At 66.5% G+C, this 18355-nt stretch carries 14 protein-coding genes; 6 read left to right on the top strand and 8 right to left on the bottom strand.

What is annotated here, in order from left to right; translation table 11 throughout:
• The 5 genes from Q0996_RS18165 to glgC form a co-directional block, all read right to left on the bottom strand.
• Positions 1–791 (bottom strand): alpha-D-glucose phosphate-specific phosphoglucomutase (locus Q0996_RS18165; RefSeq protein ID WP_299622968.1); only part of this gene is annotated, 791 nt, incomplete at its 3' end.
• The gene (malQ, locus tag Q0996_RS18160) at positions 782–2857 is read right to left on the bottom strand and encodes a 4-alpha-glucanotransferase (RefSeq protein ID WP_299622965.1); all 2076 of its coding nucleotides are present in this window, start codon (positions 2855–2857) and stop codon (positions 782–784) included. The genes Q0996_RS18165 and malQ, both read right to left, overlap by 10 nt.
• The gene (gene glgX / locus Q0996_RS18155) at positions 2854–4953 is read right to left on the bottom strand and encodes a glycogen debranching protein GlgX (protein WP_299622963.1); all 2100 of its coding nucleotides are present in this window, start codon (positions 4951–4953) and stop codon (positions 2854–2856) included. Before glgX ends, malQ begins: the two co-directional genes overlap by 4 nt.
• Entirely contained in the window at positions 4950–6395 is a 1446-nt protein-coding gene (glgA, locus tag Q0996_RS18150; protein ID WP_299622960.1) for a glycogen synthase GlgA, read from the bottom strand. The genes glgX and glgA overlap by 4 nt, the downstream gene beginning before the upstream one ends.
• A gap of 23 nt (positions 6396–6418) precedes the next feature.
• Positions 6419–7687 (bottom strand): glucose-1-phosphate adenylyltransferase, encoded by a 1269-nt coding sequence (gene glgC / locus Q0996_RS18145; RefSeq protein WP_299622957.1) that lies wholly within the window; start codon positions 7685–7687, stop codon positions 6419–6421.
• A gap of 279 nt (positions 7688–7966) precedes the next feature.
• On the opposite strand from glgC, the gene Q0996_RS18140 reads away from it, so the two are divergent.
• The 4 genes from Q0996_RS18140 (at position 7967) to Q0996_RS18125 (ending at position 12418) form a co-directional block, all read left to right on the top strand.
• Entirely contained in the window at positions 7967–8992 is a 1026-nt protein-coding gene (locus Q0996_RS18140) for a sugar ABC transporter substrate-binding protein (RefSeq protein WP_299622955.1), read from the top strand.
• Between the two features lie 127 nt (positions 8993–9119).
• The gene (locus tag Q0996_RS18135; RefSeq protein WP_299622952.1) at positions 9120–10343 is read left to right on the top strand and encodes an ABC transporter permease; all 1224 of its coding nucleotides are present in this window, start codon (positions 9120–9122) and stop codon (positions 10341–10343) included.
• Positions 10340–11140, top strand: coding sequence for an ATP-binding cassette domain-containing protein (locus Q0996_RS18130; protein WP_299622949.1), 801 nt, complete (start codon positions 10340–10342; stop codon positions 11138–11140). The genes Q0996_RS18135 and Q0996_RS18130 overlap by 4 nt, the downstream gene beginning before the upstream one ends.
• Before the next feature lie 345 nt (positions 11141–11485).
• Positions 11486–12418: a carbohydrate kinase gene (locus Q0996_RS18125; RefSeq protein WP_299622947.1), complete on the top strand. Its 933-nt coding sequence runs from the start codon at positions 11486–11488 to the stop codon at positions 12416–12418.
• Here Q0996_RS18125 and Q0996_RS18120 read toward each other — a convergent pair.
• The 3 genes from Q0996_RS18120 to Q0996_RS18110 form a co-directional block, all read right to left on the bottom strand.
• Positions 12415–12768 carry a hypothetical protein gene (locus Q0996_RS18120; protein ID WP_299399716.1) on the bottom strand — a complete coding sequence of 118 codons (354 nt, stop codon included), beginning with the start codon at positions 12766–12768 and terminating at the stop codon, positions 12415–12417. The two genes, Q0996_RS18125 and Q0996_RS18120, sit on opposite strands and share 4 nt — an antisense overlap.
• A 344-nt stretch (positions 12769–13112) precedes the next feature.
• On the bottom strand, positions 13113–14927 hold the full coding sequence (locus tag Q0996_RS18115; RefSeq protein WP_299622944.1) for a sodium:solute symporter family protein: 1815 nt from the start codon (positions 14925–14927) through the stop codon (positions 13113–13115).
• A 15-nt stretch (positions 14928–14942) separates the two neighbouring features.
• Positions 14943–15248 (bottom strand): DUF4212 domain-containing protein, encoded by a 306-nt coding sequence (locus Q0996_RS18110; RefSeq protein ID WP_299622941.1) that lies wholly within the window; start codon positions 15246–15248, stop codon positions 14943–14945.
• Positions 15249–15455: 207 nt separating this feature from the next.
• Here Q0996_RS18110 and Q0996_RS18105 point away from each other — a divergent pair, with 207 nt between their 5' ends.
• Both Q0996_RS18105 and Q0996_RS18100 read left to right on the top strand, forming a co-directional pair.
• Positions 15456–16127, top strand: coding sequence for a hypothetical protein (locus tag Q0996_RS18105; protein WP_299622938.1), 672 nt, complete (start codon positions 15456–15458; stop codon positions 16125–16127).
• Between the two features lie 24 nt (positions 16128–16151).
• Positions 16152–18284 carry a DUF294 nucleotidyltransferase-like domain-containing protein gene (locus Q0996_RS18100; protein ID WP_299622935.1) on the top strand — a complete coding sequence of 711 codons (2133 nt, stop codon included), beginning with the start codon at positions 16152–16154 and terminating at the stop codon, positions 18282–18284.
• Positions 18285–18355: the final 71 nt, after the last annotated feature.

Below are 18355 nucleotides of genomic sequence, written 5' to 3'. Positions count from 1 at the left end.
ACCCGGTCTACGCCAAGGCCCTGGTGGACCGGGTTGGGGTCGGGATGGCCGCCGCCGAAATCGGGCAGCGGCTCGCCGTTGAGGACAGTGCCTTCGGGCGCGCCCAGTTCGCCCTCCAGGATCGCCTTGGCGTAGGGACCGGTCACCGCGTGCATGGCATCGAAGCGCATGGCAAAGCCCGAGGCGAAGAGCGCGCGGATGGCCTCGAAGTCGAAGAGGGAACGCATGACCTCGGCATAGATCGCCACCGGATCGATGATCTCCACCGTCATACCGCCCAGGGACTTTTCGCCCAGTGCCGAGAGATCCAGGTCGTCGGCGTCCAGGATGCGGTACTCCGTGATTTCCCGGCTGCGGCTGTGGATGGCGTCGGTCACGGATTCCGGCGCCGGGCCGCCGGCGGGAATGTTGTACTTGATGCCGAAGTCGCCGTTTTCGCCGGCGGGGTTGTGGCTGGCCGAGAGGATCAGGCCGCCGTCGGTCTTGCGGGCGCGGATCACCGCCGAGGCGGCGGGGGTGGAGAGAATGCCGTTCTGCCCCACCAGGGCGCGGGCGGCGCCGTTGGCTGCGGCCATCTTGAGGATGGTCTGGATGGCGCGTGTGTTGAAATAGCGCCCGTCGCCGCCCACCGTCAGGGTCTTGCCGTCGAGGCCGCCCACCGCATCGAAAACCGACTGCACGAAGTTCTCCAGATAACCCGGCTCCATGAACACCGTGGTCTTCTTGCGCAGGCCCGAGGTGCCGGGCTTCTGGCCTTCGATCGGTTTTGTCGCGACGTTTCTCACGCCCATTGCTGAGCCTCCTTCTTGGCCGGGCCGCGGTCGTCCGCCGGTCCGACGGCGGACGCGATGGCGGCGAGCCCGGGATCGCTGGCGAGCGCATCGACGGCCACCGGATACCGGTGGCGCCAGTTCGGGTACTCCTCGGTGGTGCCCGGCAGGTTTTGTTGTTCGACAACCCCCAGGGCGTCGTCGAGTTGGACGGCGAGGAGCTGCGAACCGGCGCCGGCGAGGAGGGCATGGATCGCGGTGACGGTTGCGTCGTCGGCCTGCGGCGGCGGCGCGGCGGGATCGAGTCCCGGCGGCGCCTGGCCTTCCTCCGCCAGCAGGCGGCAGAGGGCGCCCCGCTCGCCCGCGCGCGCCTCCAGTGCCGCGGCGCAATCCTCCGCCGTTGTCTGGCCGAGGCTGTGGCGCAGCTCAATGTCCCAGCCGGACCACCAGCCCCTCACGGTCGGCGTGTCATGGGTGCCCGCCGAGGCGAGGCTCGTGGGCCGGTAGTGCCGGGGCGCCCGGAAGCTCTCGCCCTCCTTTTCGAACTGCAACACCGCGCAGCCCAGCAGGCCCGCGTCTGCCAGCCGGCTTCGCAATCCCTGGGGAACGAAGCCCAGATCCTCGCCCACGACGATACAGCCGGCCCGCGCCGCCTCGATGCGGATGAGCGCGAGCAGCGGTTCCAGGGGATAGCCGACGTAGCCGCCGGGCGCGCCGCACTCGGGCACCCAGAAGCTGTGATTGAAGCCCAGGATATGGTCGATGCGGATGATCCCGGCATGGGCCATGGCGGCGCGCAGCATTTGGATGAAGGGCCGGTAGGCGGCAGCGCGCAGGCCGCTCGGACTGAAGGGCGCCAGAGTCCAGTTCTGTCCGTTGGGGCTGAAGGCGTCCGGCGGTGCGCCGAGGGATACGCCTTGCGCGAAACACGCCGGCGCGGCCCAGGAGTCGGCGCCGCCGGGGCGCACGCCGACGGCCAGGTCGAGATAGAGGCCGAAGGCCATGCCCGCAGACTTGGCGGCGGCCTGCACCTCGGACAACTGCCCTTCGGCGAGCCACTGCAGCCAGGCGTGATGGCGCACCTCTACGGCGTGTTCAGCGGCGAAGCGCTGTACCGCAGCGTTGCCGGAAGATTGCAGATCCACCGGCCAGGCGCGCCAGTCCGGGCCGTGAACGAGGGAGATCGCCTCGAAGACCGCAAACCATTCCAGCGCCCTGCCCGGCCCGTTCCGCCAGGCAGCGAAGTCGCCCGTGGCCGTTTCCTCCGCCTCCATGCTCTCACGGAACAGCACATCGAGGAGCTCGCACTGCAGGCGCTTGTGGGTGTCATAGTCCAACAGGTTGCTGGCAGTGTGGGCCTCGGTATGCCGGGCCAGCAGATGTTGCGCCTCGGCGCAGGCTTCGAATCCGGGCACCGCATCGGGGGCGATGTGGCCCGGCTCCAGGGCGGTGCGGCAGGTCGGCGAATAGGGACTGAACCCTTCGCTGGCCGCGCCGCGGGCATGGACCGGGTTGATGCCGATGAAGTCGGCCCCGAGGCGTGCCGCCTGCTCAGCCGCCCTTGCTAGATCGCGGTAGTCGCCGACCCCCAGATTACGCGCCGAGCGAAGCCCATAGAGGGCGGCGGCGAGACCCCAGGCCTTGCCGCGCCCGGTCACGCCTTCGACCGTGGGTGCGCGCTCCGGCGCGGCGATGACGAGGCAGCTCTGGTCGCCGACGGTCAGGCGATGAAGGCCTTCCGGCGGGGTGACGATGATCTCCCGGTCGCCGCGGCCTTCCTGCGTGCCGCCGGATTCCAGGTCCAGGTGCCAGTCGCCGGCGCTTTGCAAGAGAATGCGGCACTCCGTTCCCGCCGTTACCACGACCTCCTCGGGAATTACCCGGGCGGCCTGCCGCGCCCTCAGGTCGTCAAGGGATTCGCGGGCCTCGGTGTCGCTGGCCGCAGGCACCCCCTTGGCAGCCAGAAGGGCCCGCTGCGTGTCGGGGCCGGTGACCTGCTCCGTTCCGGCCAGGTCATGCCAGCGCGGCAGGATGCCCATGGCCTCGGCAAGCTCCTGAAGGGCGCCGTCCAATGGCGCGGCGCTCACAGCATGGCTCCGACTTCGAAGGCGACGATCGCCTGGGCCGGGATGTCCTGTTGGGGGCTGCTGCAGACCGCCCGGGGCGCCTCCGGCTGGGCGGTGTCCAGCGCGCGCAGCCAGACGCGGCCGTCGGGCAGGGCCGGCAGGCGCATGGCCACCGCCTTGGGCGAACCGTTGAAAACCAGGGCCACCTGATCGCCGTCGGTGGCATAGCTCGGCGCCTCGGCCGACTCCCTAAGCAGCAGGCAGAAGCCCTCCAGGCCCGGGTCGCGCCAGTTCACGGGACCGCCCTGAAGGCCCAGCCATTCGACGTCCGGCGCCCCGTCCTCGGCGCGCTCGTGGCCGTGCAGAAACCAGCTCTGGCGCAGGCAGGGATGGGCGCGGCGGAAGGCGATCAGCCGGCGGGTAAAGCCGAGCAGGGCGGTATCGGCGCTCGCCCAGTCGATCCAACTGATCGCGTTGTCCTGGCAATAGGCGTTGTTGTTGCCGCCCTGGCTTTGGGCGATTTCGTCGCCGGCACGCAGCATCGGGGTGCCCTGAGAGAAAAACACGCTGGCCAGAAGGTTGCGCCGCCGTTGGGCCCGGCGCAGGCGGATCTCCGGGTCATCCGTCTCGCCTTCCGCGCCACCGTTGTCGCTGTAGTTCTCCTGGTGGCCGTCGCGGTTGTCCTCGCCGTTGGCCTCGTTGTGCTTTTCGCTGTAGGCGGTGACGTCGGCCAGGGTGAAGCCGTCGTGGCAGGCGACGAAGTTCACCGAGGACCAGCTCCGCCGCCCGTCGCGGTCGAAGGTGCCGGCGGACCCGAGCAGGCGTGCGGCCATCTCCTGGGCGCTGTGGGCATCGCCGCGCCAGAAGCGGCGCACCCCGTCGCGATAGCCGTCGTTCCACTCGGCGAAGCCCGGCGGGAACTCGCCCAGGCGATAGCCCCCGGGCCCCAGGTCCCAGGGTTCGGCGATCAGCTTCACCTGGGCCAGCCCCGGGTCCTGCCGCAAGGCGTCGAAAAAGCCGCCCCAGGGATCGAAGCCCTGGGCCTCCCGCCCCAGGGTGGTGGCCAGATCGAAGCGGAAGCCGTCGATCCCCATGGCCTCCACCCACCAGCGCAGGCTGTCGAGCACCAGGCGCAGCACATAGGGATGGGCGACGTTGAGGGCATTGCCGCAGCCGGTCTCGTTGCCGTAGTAGCGCTTCTGCCCGTGGCGCAGGCGGTAGTAGGCGGCGTTGTCGAGCCCGCGGAATGAGAGGGTCGGTCCGTTCTGGTCGCCTTCGGCGGTGTGGTTGTAGACCACGTCCAGAATCACCTCCAGGCCGGCGCCGTGGAGCCTGCGCACCGTCTCGCGGAAGCCGCCGAGGCCCGCCGGCCCGAAGTAGCGCGGCTCCGGCGCGAAGAAGGCGATGCTGTTGTAGCCCCAGTAGTTGACCAGATCTTTGTCGCGCAGAAAGCGGTCGTCCAGGAAGGCGTGGACCGGCAGCAGCTCTACGGCCGTGATCCCCAGGGAAGTGAGGTGTTCCAGCACGGGTTCAGTGGCCAGCGCCTCGTAGCTGCCGCGCAGATCCTCCGGCAATCCCGGCCAGAGCTTGGTGAGGCCCTTGGGATGGGCCTCGTAGATCACCGTGTCCGCCCAGGGCGTGTTGGGCCGCTCGTCGGCCGGCACCGGCGGGGCGGGTGCGGTCACCACGCACTTGGGCATCTCCGGCGCACTGTCGAGGCTCGAGAACGAAAGATCGCCCTCCGGCGCGGCGGGATCGTAGCCGAGGCAGGCATCGCCGGTGGCAAAGCGGCCCTGCAGGGCGCGGGCATAGGGGTCGAGCAGCAGCTTGTTGGGATTGAAGCGGTGGCCGCGGTCGGGCGCGTAGGGGCCATGGGCGCGCAGGCCGTAGAGGGCGCCCGGCGCCAGGCCCGGCAAGTAGCCGTGCCAGACCGGCCCACTGCGCTCCGGCAGGGCCAGGCGCTCGGTTTCGCGTTTGCCGTCCTCGGAAAACAGGCAGAGCTCGATCTTGGCGGCGTTCTCGGAGAAGACGGCGACATTCGCCCCCTCGCCGTCCCAGCGGACGCCCAGCGGGTACGGCTGGCCCGCCTGCAGCTTGCGTTGGGCCTTCAGCTTCATGCCGCCGTCTCGATCAGCTCGGCATAGGTCTTGGCGTAGGCCGCCGCCGAGGTCTCCCAGCCCACCGGGTGGCGCATGGCGCGGCGCACCATGGCCGCCCAGAGCTTCTTGTCGGCGAAGGCATCGCAGGCCCGGTCGATGGCATCGGCCAGAGGCGCGGCGGCGATCGGGGAGAACTGAAAGCCCGTGGCCACCCCGGCCTGCAGCGCCGCCTCGTTGGCGTCGATCACGGTGTCCGCCAGGCCGCCGGTGCGCGCCACCAGCGGCAGGGTGCCGTAGCGCAGACCATAGAGCTGGGTGAGGCCGCAGGGCTCGAAGCGCGAGGGCACCAGAATGGAGTCGGCGCCGGCCTGCATCAGGTGGGACAGGGGCTCATCATAGCCGATAACCACGCCCACGCGCCCCGGGTTGTCGCTGGCCGCCGCCTGGAAGCCGGTTTCCAGATCCGCATCGCCGGAGCCGAGCACCGCCAGGCTGGCGCCCCGCGCCAGGAGCCGGGGCAGGGCCTCCAGCAGCAGGTCCAGCCCTTTCTGGCGGGTGAGCCGGCTGACGACGCAGAACAGCGGCCCCGCGCCGCCGGCATAGAGCTTGAAGCGCTGCGCCAGGGCGACCCGGTTCTTGGCCTTGCGGGCCGGCGTCTTGGCGGAGAAACCCATGGCGATCTGCGGATCGCTTTCCGGGTTCCAGACCTCCAGGTCGATGCCGTTGAGAATGCCGTGAACCTCGGCCCGCCGCGCGGCGATGACCCCTTCCAGCCCCATGCCGAACTCGGCGCTCATCAGTTCGCGGGCGTAGGTCGGACTCACCGTCGAGATGCGGTCGGCATAGACCAGGCCGGCCTTCAGGAAGCCGAGCTGACCGAAATACTCGAAGCCCTCGGGATGGAACTCGGCCTTGGGCAGCCCCAGGGGCGTCGCCGCTTCCGGCGGAAAGAGGCCCTGGAAGGCGATGTTGTGGATGGTGATCAGGCTGGGCGGCGCGGGCTGTCGGCCGAGCTTCAGGTAAGCCGCCGTCAGGCCCGCCTGCCAATCGTGCAGGTGCACCACATCCGGCTGCCAGCCGTCCAGCCCCTCGGTGGCGATCTGGGCGGCCAGCCGGCAGAAGGCGCCGTAGCGCAGGTGGTTGTCGGGCCAGTCCTTGCCGTCGGGGCCGAGGTAGGGATTGCCCGGCCGGTCGAACAGCCGGGGCGAATCCAGCACCATGACATCGGTGCCGTTGGCCGGCCCGCTGATCAGGCGCGCCCGCCCGCCGGGCAGGCGGCCGAGCTCCTGGGTCTTGGCGTCCTCGGAGATCGCCGCCTTCATGGCCGGATAGCCGGGCATCAGGACGCGCACCTCGACCCCCAGCGGCGCCAGGGCGCCCGGAAGGGCACCGACCACGTCGGCCAGGCCGCCCGTCTTGACGAAGGGCACGCATTCAGAAGCGACGGATAGAACCTTCATGCTTTTTTCGGAATCCACGGCTCCTAAGGTTCCAGCGCGTCGATCATCTCCTGGGTGATCAATGTGGTTCCCCCCTTGCTGACCCGAAACCGCCCGGCGTCCGCTTCCGGGTCTTCGCCGACCACCAGGCCTTCCGGAATGACCACGCCCCGGTCCAGGACCACGTTGGTGAGGCGCGCGTTGCGGTTGATGATGCTGTGGGGCAGGGCGACTACGCCCTCAAGCTGGCTGTAGGAATGGCAGTGAACGCCGGTAAAAAGCAAGCTTTGCAGGACGTTGGAGCCGGAGACGATGCAGCCGCCGGAGACCATGGAGGAGACGGCGGAGCCGCGTCGGCCCTCTTCGTCGTGGATGAACTTCGCCGGCGGTGTTACCTCGCCGTAGGTCCAGATCGGCCAGTCGCGGGAATAGATGTCGAGCTCGGGCTCGAAGTCGGTCAGGTCTATGTTGGCGCGCCAGAAGGAATCGACGGTGCCGACGTCGCGCCAGTAGGGCCGGGGCTCGGAGCCCGTCATGACGCAGGACTCGGAGAACCTGTGGGCCACGGCCTTGCCGTTCTCCACCACGTAGGGGATGAGGTTCTTGCCGAAGTCGTGATCGGAGTTCGGGTCCGCCGCATCTTTGCGCAGCAGGTCGATCAGGAAGTTGGTCTCGAAGACGTAGATACCCATGGAGGCCAGGGCGTTGTCCGGGTCGCCCGGGATGCCCGGCGGGTCGGCCGGCTTCTCGACGAACTCGATGATTTGGCCCTGTGCGTCGACATGCATCACGCCGAAGCCGGTGGCTTCCATGCGCGGCACCTCGATGCAGCCGACGGTCACGTCTGCGCCGGTGTCGACATGCTGGGCCAGCATGATGCCGTAGTCCATCTTGTAGATGTGGTCGCCGGCCAGGACGATGATGTAGTTCACCCCATAGCTTTCGATGATGTCGATGTTCTGGGTGACCGCATCGGCGGTCCCGAGGTACCACTGGCGCTCGTCGACCCGCTGGGAGGCGGGCAGCACGTCCAGCATCTCGTTCCGCTCGGCCTGAAAGAAGCTCCAGCCCCGCTGCAGATGGCGGATCAGGCTGTGGGCCTTGTACTGTGTCGCCACGCCGATACGGCGGATGCCGGAATTCACCGCATTGGAGAGGGCGAAATCGATGATCCGGCTCTTGCCGCCGAAATAAACCGCAGGTTTCGCGCGTCTGTCGGTCAGTTCCTCCAGCCGGCTGCCCCGCCCCCCGGCGAGGACGAAGGCCATCGCTTGGCGTGTGAGCGAGCCGGTACCCCCTGAAACTGCATTCATGCCTTCCTCCCCTGGTTTAGTCGCCCGCCGCTGCCGGGCCCGGTGGCGACAGTATAGAGCGCGAAAGCGCGCGGCGGCGGTGTTTGTTCACCGCCATCATCGCCGATCCCAGGCCATCTGCCAATTAAAAACTCAATTTGATTTATTTATTGACAAGAACTTTTGGCGGGCGTTAAATCGGAGCATACGGAGCGGCCGTTCCCATGGAGTGACAGGGCACGGAAAGCCCCGCAGAAAAAACTTGAAATCTCGAACTGCACCTGAGGGAGGATCACAGCCATGAAATCAAAGTTTCTCAATACCTTAACGGCCGCGAGCCTCGTCGCCATGACGGGCTTTGCCGCGCCGGCCCTTGCCGATGACGTCATCATCGGCCTGATCACCAAGACCAACACCAACCCCTTCTTCGTGAAGATGCGCGAGGGCGCCCAGGCCAAGGCCGAGGAAATGGGTGCGGAACTGCGCACCTTCGCCGGCAAGTACGACGGCGACAACGAGGCGCAGATCGAGGCCATCGAGAGCCTGGTGGCTGCCGGCGCCAAGGGCATCCTCATCACCCCCTCCGACCCGGCCGGCCTGGCCGATACGGTGCGCCGCGCCCGCGAGGCGGGGCTGCTGGTCATCGCACTCGACACGCCCTTCGATCCGCCGGAATCCGCCGATGCCACCTTCGCCACCGACAACTTCCGCGCCGGCGAGCTGATCGGCCAGTGGGCGGCGGCCAAGATGGGCGACACCGCCAAGGCCAAGATCGCCACCCTCGACCTCTCCGAGGCGCAGATCACCGTCGACGTGCTGCGCAACCAGGGCTTCCTCAAGGGCTTCGGTGTCGACGTGAAGAACATCAATAAGATGTACGACGAGGACGACCCGCGCCTCGTCGGCGGCGACTCGACGCTGGGCTCGGAAGAGGGCGGCCGCACGGCCATCGAGAACCTGATGCAGAAGGACCCCGGCATCAACGTCATCCATACCATCAACGAGCCGGCGGCTGCCGGCGCCTATGAGGGCCTCAAGTCCTTCGGCATGGCCGGCAAGGTGCTGATCGTCTCCGTCGACGGCGGCTGCCCCGGCGTGCAGAACGTCAAGGAAGGCATCATCGGCGCGACCTCCATGCAGTTTCCGCTGCGCATGGCCTCCTTGGGCGTGGAAGCCGTGGTCGAGTTCGCCAAGTCCGGCAAGAAGCCGGCGAACACCGAAGGCCTCAGCTTCTTCGACACCGGTGTCGAGCTGGTGACCGACGAGCCGGTCGACGGCATTCCCTCGATCTCCTCGGAAGAAGCGCTTGCCAAGTGCTGGGGCTGATACATCCCTGAAGTGACCCCTGTGCCGCAAGGCACAGGGGTTGGGAGAACAAGACGCGGGACGGTGCCCTCCTCTGGTCGGTGCCCGACCCGCCGCGAAGAACCCATAGCCTAGGGAGGGTACCGCTATGGCCGAAGATCAGGCTACAACGCCACGCGGCCCACAGGACTTCGAGAAGGTTCTCGACAAGAGCGCGTCGGAAGTCGCCTCCTTCGAGACCCGCGACACCTCGCCGCTCGCCAGGTTCCACCATTTCCTCCATGCCAACCCGACCGCCGCGCCGGTGGTGGTTCTGGTGGTCAGTTGCCTCGTCTTCGGGGTGGTCGCCAACAACTTCTTCTCGGCGTTCAACCTTTCTCTGATCATTCAGCAGGTGACCATCATCGGCATTCTGGGCGCGGCCCAGACCCTGGTCATCCTGACCGCTGGCATCGATCTCAGTGTCGCGGCGATCATGGTGCTCAGCTACATGGTGATGGCGCGCCTGGCGGTGCAGGGCGACGTGCCATCATTCCTTGCGGTTCTGATCGGTCTCGGCGTCGGGCTTGCCTGCGGGCTGTTCAACGGCAGCCTGGTCACCCGCACCCGCCTGGTGCCGGTGGCGCTGGCGGTGCTCACCTGGGTCCTGCTCTACAGCTTCGGTCTGCCGCTGATCTATGTGGTGCCCATCGGCATCTTCGCCGCCCTGGCCGTCGGCTGGTTCAGCTTCGGGCCGGCCCTGGAGGTGCGGCTGCCGCCCTTCATCGTCACCCTGGGCGCCTGGTCGATCTTCTTCGCCCTGAACCTCTGGTACTCGGAATCGGAGACCATCCGCAGCCAGGACATCGATGCCACGGCGCCGCTGCTGAAGCTCTTCGGGCTGCGCGTAGAGATCCTCGGCGCGCAGTTCACCCTGGGCTCCTTCCTGATGGTGGGCATCTTCATCGTGCTCTGGTACGCCCTCAACTGGACGGCCTGGGGGCGCTCGGTCTATGCGGTGGGCGACGACAAGGAAGCGGCGGAGCTTTCCGGCATCCGCACCGACCGCGTGCTGCTGTCGGTCTACGGCACCGCCGGGCTGCTCTGTGCCATCGGCGGCTGGGCAGCCATCGGCCGCGTCGGCTCGGCCTCGCCGCAGTCGTTCTATGAAGGAAACCTCGATGCCATCACCGCCGTGGTGATCGGCGGCACCTCCCTCTTCGGCGGACGCGGCGCGATCTTCGGCACCCTCTTCGGGGCGCTGATCGTCGGCGTCTTTCGTTCGGGGCTGAAACTCGGCGGCGTCGACGTGCTCTGGCAGACCTTCGCGGTCGGCTTGCTGATCATCGTCGCCGTGGCCATGGACCAGTGGATCAGGAGGGTAAGCGCATGAGCCTGCAACCTGTCATGACCGGCCGCGGCCTGACCAAGCGCTACGGCCGCGTCACCGCCATGGACCGGGCCGACTTCGAGCTCTTTCCGGGCGAGATCCTGGCGATCATCGGTGACAACGGCGCCGGCAAGTCGACCCTGGTCAAGGCGCTCTGCGGGGCGGTCCAGATCGACGAAGGGGAGATCTGCCTCGACGGCGCGCCGATCAACTTCGCCTCGCCCATGGACGCCCGGGATGCGGGGATCGAGACGGTTTACCAGAACCTCGCCCTCTCTCCGGCGCTCTCCATCGCCGACAACATGTTCCTCGGCCGGGAGATCTTCAAGGAGGGTGTGGCCGGCTCGGTTTTCAAGATGCTCGACAAGAAGAAGATGCGCGATTTCGCGCGGGAGAAGCTGACAGAGCTCGGGCTGATGACCGTTCAGTCCATCACCCAGGCGGTGGAGACGCTTTCCGGCGGCCAGCGTCAGGGCGTGGCGGTGGCCCGGGCGGCGGCCTTCGCCACCAAGTTCGTCATCATGGACGAGCCGACGGCGGCCCTCGGCGTCAAGGAGAGCCGGCGCGTCCTGGAGCTGATCCTGGATGTGAAGGCACGCGGCATGCCCATCGTGCTGATCTCCCACAACATGCCCCACGTCTTCGAGGTGGCGGACCGCATTCACATCCACCGGCTGAGCCGCCGCCACGCGGTGATCCGGCCGAAGGACTTCTCCATGTCCGATGCGGTGGCGATCATGACCGGTGCCATGGAGCCGCCGGCGGAGATCGCCCTGCCTGAGGGCGCTGTTTTGAACTAGGCGAAAGCAGACCTCCCTGTGGTGGCCCGGCCATGGCGGGCCGCCAACCTTGAGGGGCGCGTCCGGTGACTGAGGCACCGCGCCCCTTCTTTCTTGTGCCTCAAAGAGTCTGACCCGAAGTGAGTGGTTTGATTTCAAGTGTTTGCCAAATTTACCCCTATTCGAGTTGTCACCCTCGGGCTTGTCCCGAGGGTCCATGGACAGACCGAGACCCGGACCTCGATGGATTGCCGGAACAAGTCCGGCAATGACGATTCGGGAGGGTGGCAGCCCTTTTACGGACACGACTTCATTTCGGGTCAGGCACCAAGAGTCGGTTCATTGGTGATGTGAGGGTGACGAGACATGTTCCTGATCTGCGGCGAAGCGCTCTACGACGTCTTTCCCTCGGCCGAGACCGAGACCGGCTTCACCTTCGATGCCCGCATCGGCGGCTCGCCCTTCAACGTGGCCATCGGCCTCTCCCGCCTGGGGCGCGAGGCGGCGCTGTTCACGGGCCTCTCCAGCGACCCCCTGGGCCGGCGCCTGGAACGGACACTGAAGGACGAGGGGGTCGACACCAGCTATCTCGTCAGCAAGCAGAACCCCACGACCCTGGCGCTGGTCGGCCTGGGCGCCAAGGGCGTGCCGCATTACAGCTTCTACGGCCACGAAGCGGCCGACCGCTCGGTCGGTGAAGCGGACCTGCCGGAGCTCTCCTCCTCCCTGGCCGCGGTGCACTTCGGCTCCTACTCTCTGGTGGTCGAGCCGACCGGGTCATCGTTTCTCGAGCTCGCCCGGCGCAGCCGTGACGCGGCGCTGATCTCCTTCGATCCGAACATCAGGCTGAACGTCGAGCCGGACGTGGGCCGCTGGCACCAGCGGGTCGAGGCCTTCTCGGAGATGGCCGACCTGATCAAGGTCAGCGACGAGGACCTGGAGACGCTGTTTCCCGGCGACGGAGTCGACAGCGCCATCAGCCGCTGGAACTCCCGCGGTGTCCGGCTGATTGTGGTCACCCGCGGCAGTGAAGGCGCCTTAGTCTCGCTACGCGGCGAGGTCTTCGAGGCCCCCGGCCGCAGCGTAGAGGTGGTGGATACGGTGGGCGCCGGCGACAGCTTCCAGGCGGCGCTGCTCTGCGGTCTGGACGAACTCGGCAAGGCGACCAAGGCGGGGCTTTCCGAGGTCTCTCCGGACGAATGCCGCCGGGTCGTCGACTTCGCCATGGGGGCCGCAGCGGTCACCTGCGCGCGCCGCGGCGCCGACCTGCCCCGACGCCCGGACCTGCCGAGTATCTAGTTGAAAGCTTCGTAGATCGCGCCGGCGATTTCCCCTTCCAGAGGGAATGACAGCATCCCCATCACCGAATAGCCCAGCAGCCAGGGCATGAGGTAGAAGCGGATCATGAAGAAGAACCAGGCGACGTAGAGCGGCACCAGCGGATCGAGCAGGAAGCCGGGGGTGACCGGGCGAAACACCCGAATGACCGGGTTGGTCGCTTTGACGAAGACCTTCATGAAAAAGAAGTTCGAGTCCTCGGGCAGGAAGATGTTCATGGCGACGCGTCCGATCAGCGTCCACATGATCACGCCCATCAGGTAGTCGAGCACGATGACCCAGATTGGGAAAACGGCGAACGGATCTGTCATGGAGGAACAGTACTAGAGCGTGATCAATTCATATAGGACCGGCTTGACCGGTTTTTCGCGTCTGCTGGCAAGGCGCGGTCCACGCTGTGGACTGGATCGTCCACAAGTGGGCCGCAACACCGCCAGCGGGCGCGAAAGACCGGCCTTCGGTGGGCCGGATCAGCCCATCGGCTGCGTTGCGGCGCTTGCCCGATGCCCCACATCGCGCTGCGCACCGCGCCTGACCGAGTGGGCTGGTCCGGCCCATCAAACCGATCCTATATGAATTCATCACGCTCTCACTCTTGAAAGAAAAAGGGTGGCGGAAACGTTCCGCCACCCAGTTGATACCGAATTGCCTTTGTTTAGTGCTTGGCGTCGAGGATCGTTTCGCCGGAGGGAATCCGAACCTCGTCCACCATGGCCTGTGTCTCCGCGTCCGGTGCCGGGGTCATCAGGCTGACCACGACCATGGCGATCAGGCTGACCGGCATGCCGATCATCCCGAAGCGCAGATGGTCGATGCCCATCCAGGGCGTGCCACCGGTGTACACGTAGTAGAGATAGGCCGAACCGGCGACGAAGCCGCAAACCATGCCGGCAATCGCCCCTTGCGTGTTCGCCCGTTTCCACCAGACGCCCAGCACCAGCGGGAAGAAGAGGCCGGAGCAGGCGAAGCAGAAGGCCCAGGCCACCGCACCGAGGATGCCGGTCAGCTGCAGGCTGGCGATCATGGCCGCGAGCGCGCCGATGACGATCAGCAGCACGCGGGCGACGATCAATCGGTGCTTGGTATCCGCCTTCGGGTCGATGATCTTGTAGTAAAGATCATGGCTGAGGGCGTTGGCGATGGCGAGCAGCAGGCCGTCCGCCGTCGACATGGCCGCGGCCAGTCCGCCGGCGGCAACCAGACCGGAGATCACATACGGCAGGCCGGCGATTTCCGGCGTCGCCAGGACGACGATGTCCGGCCGCATGAAGAACTCGTTGAGCTGCAGGATCCCGTCGCCGTTGCTGTCGGAAAGCCAAAGCATGTTGACGCTTTCCCAGTTCCGCACCCATTCCAGACTCTTCACAGCCTCGAAGGACTGCCCGATCACCGCGGTTGCAAGGTTCGGGTCGAGAAGCTGCAGCTTCGTCAGCGTGGCGAGCGCCGGCGCCGTGAAGTACAGCAGGAAGATGAAGAACAGCGAGAAGGCCACCGACTTGCGGGCCGCACGCACCGAGGGCGTCGTGAAGTAACGCATCAGGATGTGCGGCAGCGAGGCAGTGCCCGCCATCATGCAGAGCGCCAGGGTGACGAACTTCCAGGAGTCCATGCCACCCTGCGGGTCGTTGTGGGGTGTCGTCAGAATTCTCACCCCGCCGAAGGGCGCACCTTCCGTCGCCGCAGTCCCCAGACCGATCAGGGGCTCCAGCTCCTGGATCCGGGCCACGGCATCGCCGTAACCGAAGTGCGGAATGATCCCGAAGCCCTGCTTGTTGGACATCCAGATCACCGGCACCAGATAGGCGACGATCAGCACGATGTACTGAGCCACCTGGGTCCAGGTCACCGCGCGCATGCCGCCCAGCATGGAGCAGAGCAGAATGCCGAGAAGGCCGATCCAGACGCCGAACTCGAAGGGAATCTGCAGGGCCCGGGCGGCGATGGTGCCGGAGGCGTTGATCTGCGCGGTCACATAGGTGAAGGACGTCACCACCAGAATGACGACGGCGCAGAAGCGCGCCACGTTGCCTCCATAGCGCGTACCGATGAAGTCCGGCACCGTGTAGCATCCGAACTTGCGCAGGTAGGGCGCCATCAGCGAGTTCACCAGCACATAGCCGCCGGTCCATCCGACGATGAAGCCCAGATAGCCGTAGCCGCCGAAGTAGATGCCGCCGGCCAGGGCCACGAAGGAGGCACCGGACATCCAGTCCGCCGCCGTCGCCATGCCGTTATAGAGAGCGGGGACCTCGCGCCCGGCCACGTAGTAGGCCTCGACCTGCATGGTCCTGGAGAGCCAGCCGATCAACGCATAGATGCACACAGTGAAGGCAACGAAGAGAATGCCGATGGTCGCCGCGCTGACGCCGAACTGCTCTAAGATGGCCATCAAAATTATGAATACGAGAAACCCGCCGGTGTACATCGCGTACACGCGGCCGAGGTTGTCGATGAAACTTCCCTTGATCATGTCGGGCACTCCCCCCTATTCGTCGCCGACGCCGGCTTCGTCGTCGATCGAGTCCTGCCGCCAGTTCTGGAAGAAGATCAGCAGCACGAAGACGATCAACGAGCCTTGGACGATCAAGTAGTAGCCGAGCGGAAAACCCAGGAAGGAGAGCTCATTCAGTGCCTTGGCATTCCACGGCAAGATAAAGGCGAAGATGGCCCAAATCACCAGAACCAAGATCGTGAGATTACGTGTCTTGGACCAATGACGCTCCCTTGCTTCCTGTCCGATCTGGGGCCCCGACGACGCCCCCGATCCGTTGTCTCTAGTAGTTTCTGACATGGTTCCTCCCAAAGATGCTTTTCAATTCCCACCGAAATATTCGAACACAGTTGGCGAAGGACCTGGAGTAGATCATGATTGTTTTGGAATGAAAACCTTGGTGGTAACCAATATGATCATTCTGTGTAGGTTTTAGGTCGACTTCATGACACTGATCTGCCGAAGAAAATTGATTATTTTGCAAAGTGTTACCAGGATTCTGCGTAGATGATCGGGGCTCTGAAACAGGCGTGGGAATTTCTGCCTGAATTCCTCGCCCGCCTGTCCGTTCGCCGCGACTCGGGGCCCATCGATGGAGTCGAAGTTCTGTCAGCTTTTGTCTCGACACGGGCGGCTTTTATTGCGCAGAAGACACTCTACGGTTACCTGAAGGCGCGCATGGGCACGCGCTATCCAAGTATGTTTGAAGATGATGTTTTCGTTACTTCGATCGATATTGCGAAGATGCATATCTTCGCCGCCTGTCTGTCCGACCTTTCGATCTTTGCGGTGTCGCGGGCCTTGCGCGACGAACCCGTCGAGGAACCGCTGCTGCGGCAGTTGACGCTGCACTGCTTTCAGCACGGCCTTGCGGAGAACCGGGCGCAGGCAGACCGCGCCGAGGACTTTTCCATCCCCGACAGCCTCGCTGCCTTCGAGCGCCGCCTCGCTTTCGTCGACTGGCGGTCCGGGCCGAGCGGCGCCGACCTCTTTACCGCCAGCCCCAAGGCGCTTTTCGAATGGGCGCCGATTGCGCCGCGCCTGAAGAAGGATGACAAGGACATCGTCGAGAACTCGATCCGCTTTGCCTGGCGCGACATCCGCGCGCAGTTCGACAAGCGCATCGATGGTGGCGCACTGGCCGCGAACCTCCGGGATCAGTCACCTCCGCAGAATTGATCCCGGCCGGGGAGGAACGCATCGATGAGTTTTGCCGGGTCGGATAGCAGCCTCTCCGCTCTGCCGCTGGGGGCGATGCCGGCGGTCGCCATGGACAGCGAGACGACCGGTCTCGACGTCACCAGCGACCGCATTGTGGAGATCGCCGCCGTGCGCCCGGGCAGCGCGGCGGACCAGCCGGGTGCCCGCTATGAGGCCCTGGTCAATCCGGGAATCGCGATTCCGCCAGAATCCACGGCGGTACACGGCATTTCCGACGCTGATGTCGCTTCGGCCGATGCCTTTCCCGCAGTGGTGGCGGCGTTCTCGGATTGGGTTGGGTCCGCCGTGGTGATCGGCTATTCCATCGGCTTCGATCTGGCTGTTCTGAAGAGCGAGCATGAGCGCCATGGGCTTCTCTGGCGCCCGCCGCGGGCCATCGACGTCCGCCACATGGTGCAGCTCGTCGCGCCCAAGCTGCCCGACGAGTCGCTGGAGACCGCGGCCGCCTGGCTCGGCGTGGAGATCTCCGGGCGCCACCGCGCCCTGGGCGACGCCATCGCCGCGGCACAGCTCTTCGAGGCACTGGTGCCGCGCCTCAGGGACAAGGGCATCGTGACCCTGGCCCAGGCCGAACGCGCCTGCCGCTCCCTGACGGCCCGGCTCGACGTGGAGGCACAGGCCGGCTGGCATGGGCTGGAGCCCTCCGACGGTGTGTCCAGGGCCGGCGTGGCCGAGTACGCACGGGTCGACAGCTTTCCCTATCGCCACCGTGTCTCCGATCTGATGAGCGCGCCGCCGCTGACCCTCGCCAACACGGTTCCCCTGCGCGAGGCCCTGGCGACGATGATGCAGAAGAAGGTCAGTTCGCTGTTTCTGACGCCGGATGCACAGCACTCCGGCTATGGCATCATCACCGAACGGGACGTCCTGCGCGCCCTCGATGCGAAGGGGCCCGCGGCGCTGGACCTGGCGGTCGGGCAGCTCGGCCAGCGCCCCCTGGTGACCGTGGCCGGCGATGAGTTCGTCTATCGCGCCCTGGCCAGGATGGCGGGCAAAGGCTTCCGGCACCTCGGCGTCGTCGACGGGGACGGCGAACTGGCGGGTGCGCTCAGCGCCCGCGATCTGCTGCGGCAACGGGCCGGAGATGCGATCTCGCTCGGCGACTGCATCGAGGCCGCGGAGAGCCCGGCCGCCCTGGGCCAGATCTGGTCGGACCTGACGGTGGTCGCGCGGGCCCTGGTGCAAGAGGAGGTCGATGTCCGCGACATCGCGGCCATTGTGTCCCGCGAGTTGCGGGCTTTGACGCGGCGGGCCTGCGAACTGGCCGAGGCGGAGCTCTCGGCGGCCGGTGAGGGCGCGGCGCCGCTGCCCTACGCGATGATGGTGCTCGGCTCCGGCGGGCGCGGCGAAAGCCTGCTGGCCATGGACCAGGACAACGCCATCGTCTTCAGCGAAGGCGCACCCGGCAGCGCCGCCGACCGCTGGTTCGAGGCGCTGGGCGTCCGCGTCGCCGATATCCTGGACGCGGCCGGGGTCGCCTACTGCAAGGGCGGCGTCATGGCCTCGAAGCCGGGTTGGCGCAAAGATATGGCGGGCTGGCGCGAGACGGTCGGGACATGGATCGCCCGCTCCCGCGCGGAGGATATGCTGAACTGCGATATCTTCTTCGATGCCGTGGCCGTCCACGGCAACCCTGATCTTGCCGAGACGCTGCGGGGCGAGGCCGTGGCGCTCGCCAAGGGATCGCGCACCTTTCTCAAGTTTCTGGCGCTCAACGCCAGCCGCTTCGAGGCGCCCATGGGCTGGTTCGGCCGGCTGAAGCTGGACGGGGGCCGGGTCGATCTGAAGAAAAACGGCATCATGCCGATCTTCTCCGCAGCCCGCGTGGTCGCCCTGGACCAGGGGCTGGACGCACGCTCCACCCCGGAGCGTCTGGAGGGGGCCCGCGCCAGGGAGATCGTGGCCGACAAGGTCATCGACAACCTCATCGAGGCCCACCGCATCCTGCTGGATCTGATCCTGCGCCAACAGCTTCGCGACCTGGACGACGGGCTGCCTCTTTCCAACAAAGTGGCGCCGGCCGCGCTCACCGGTTTCGAGCGCGAGCGGCTGAAATGGGCGCTGGACCAGGTGCCCCAGGTGACCGATCTTCTGGGCACCCCGGCGCTCGGCTGATCCGCGCGCGGGGAGCGGCCACCGGGGTAGGGCCACTTGGCGACGTCGGCGGCGGCCACTATCTTAGTTCT

Source organism: Pelagibius sp. (genome assembly GCF_028289705.1).
In the GTDB taxonomy this organism is placed as follows: Bacteria; Pseudomonadota; Alphaproteobacteria; order Kiloniellales; family Kiloniellaceae; genus Pelagibius.
This window is presented reverse-complemented; position numbering and strand designations above follow the sequence as displayed.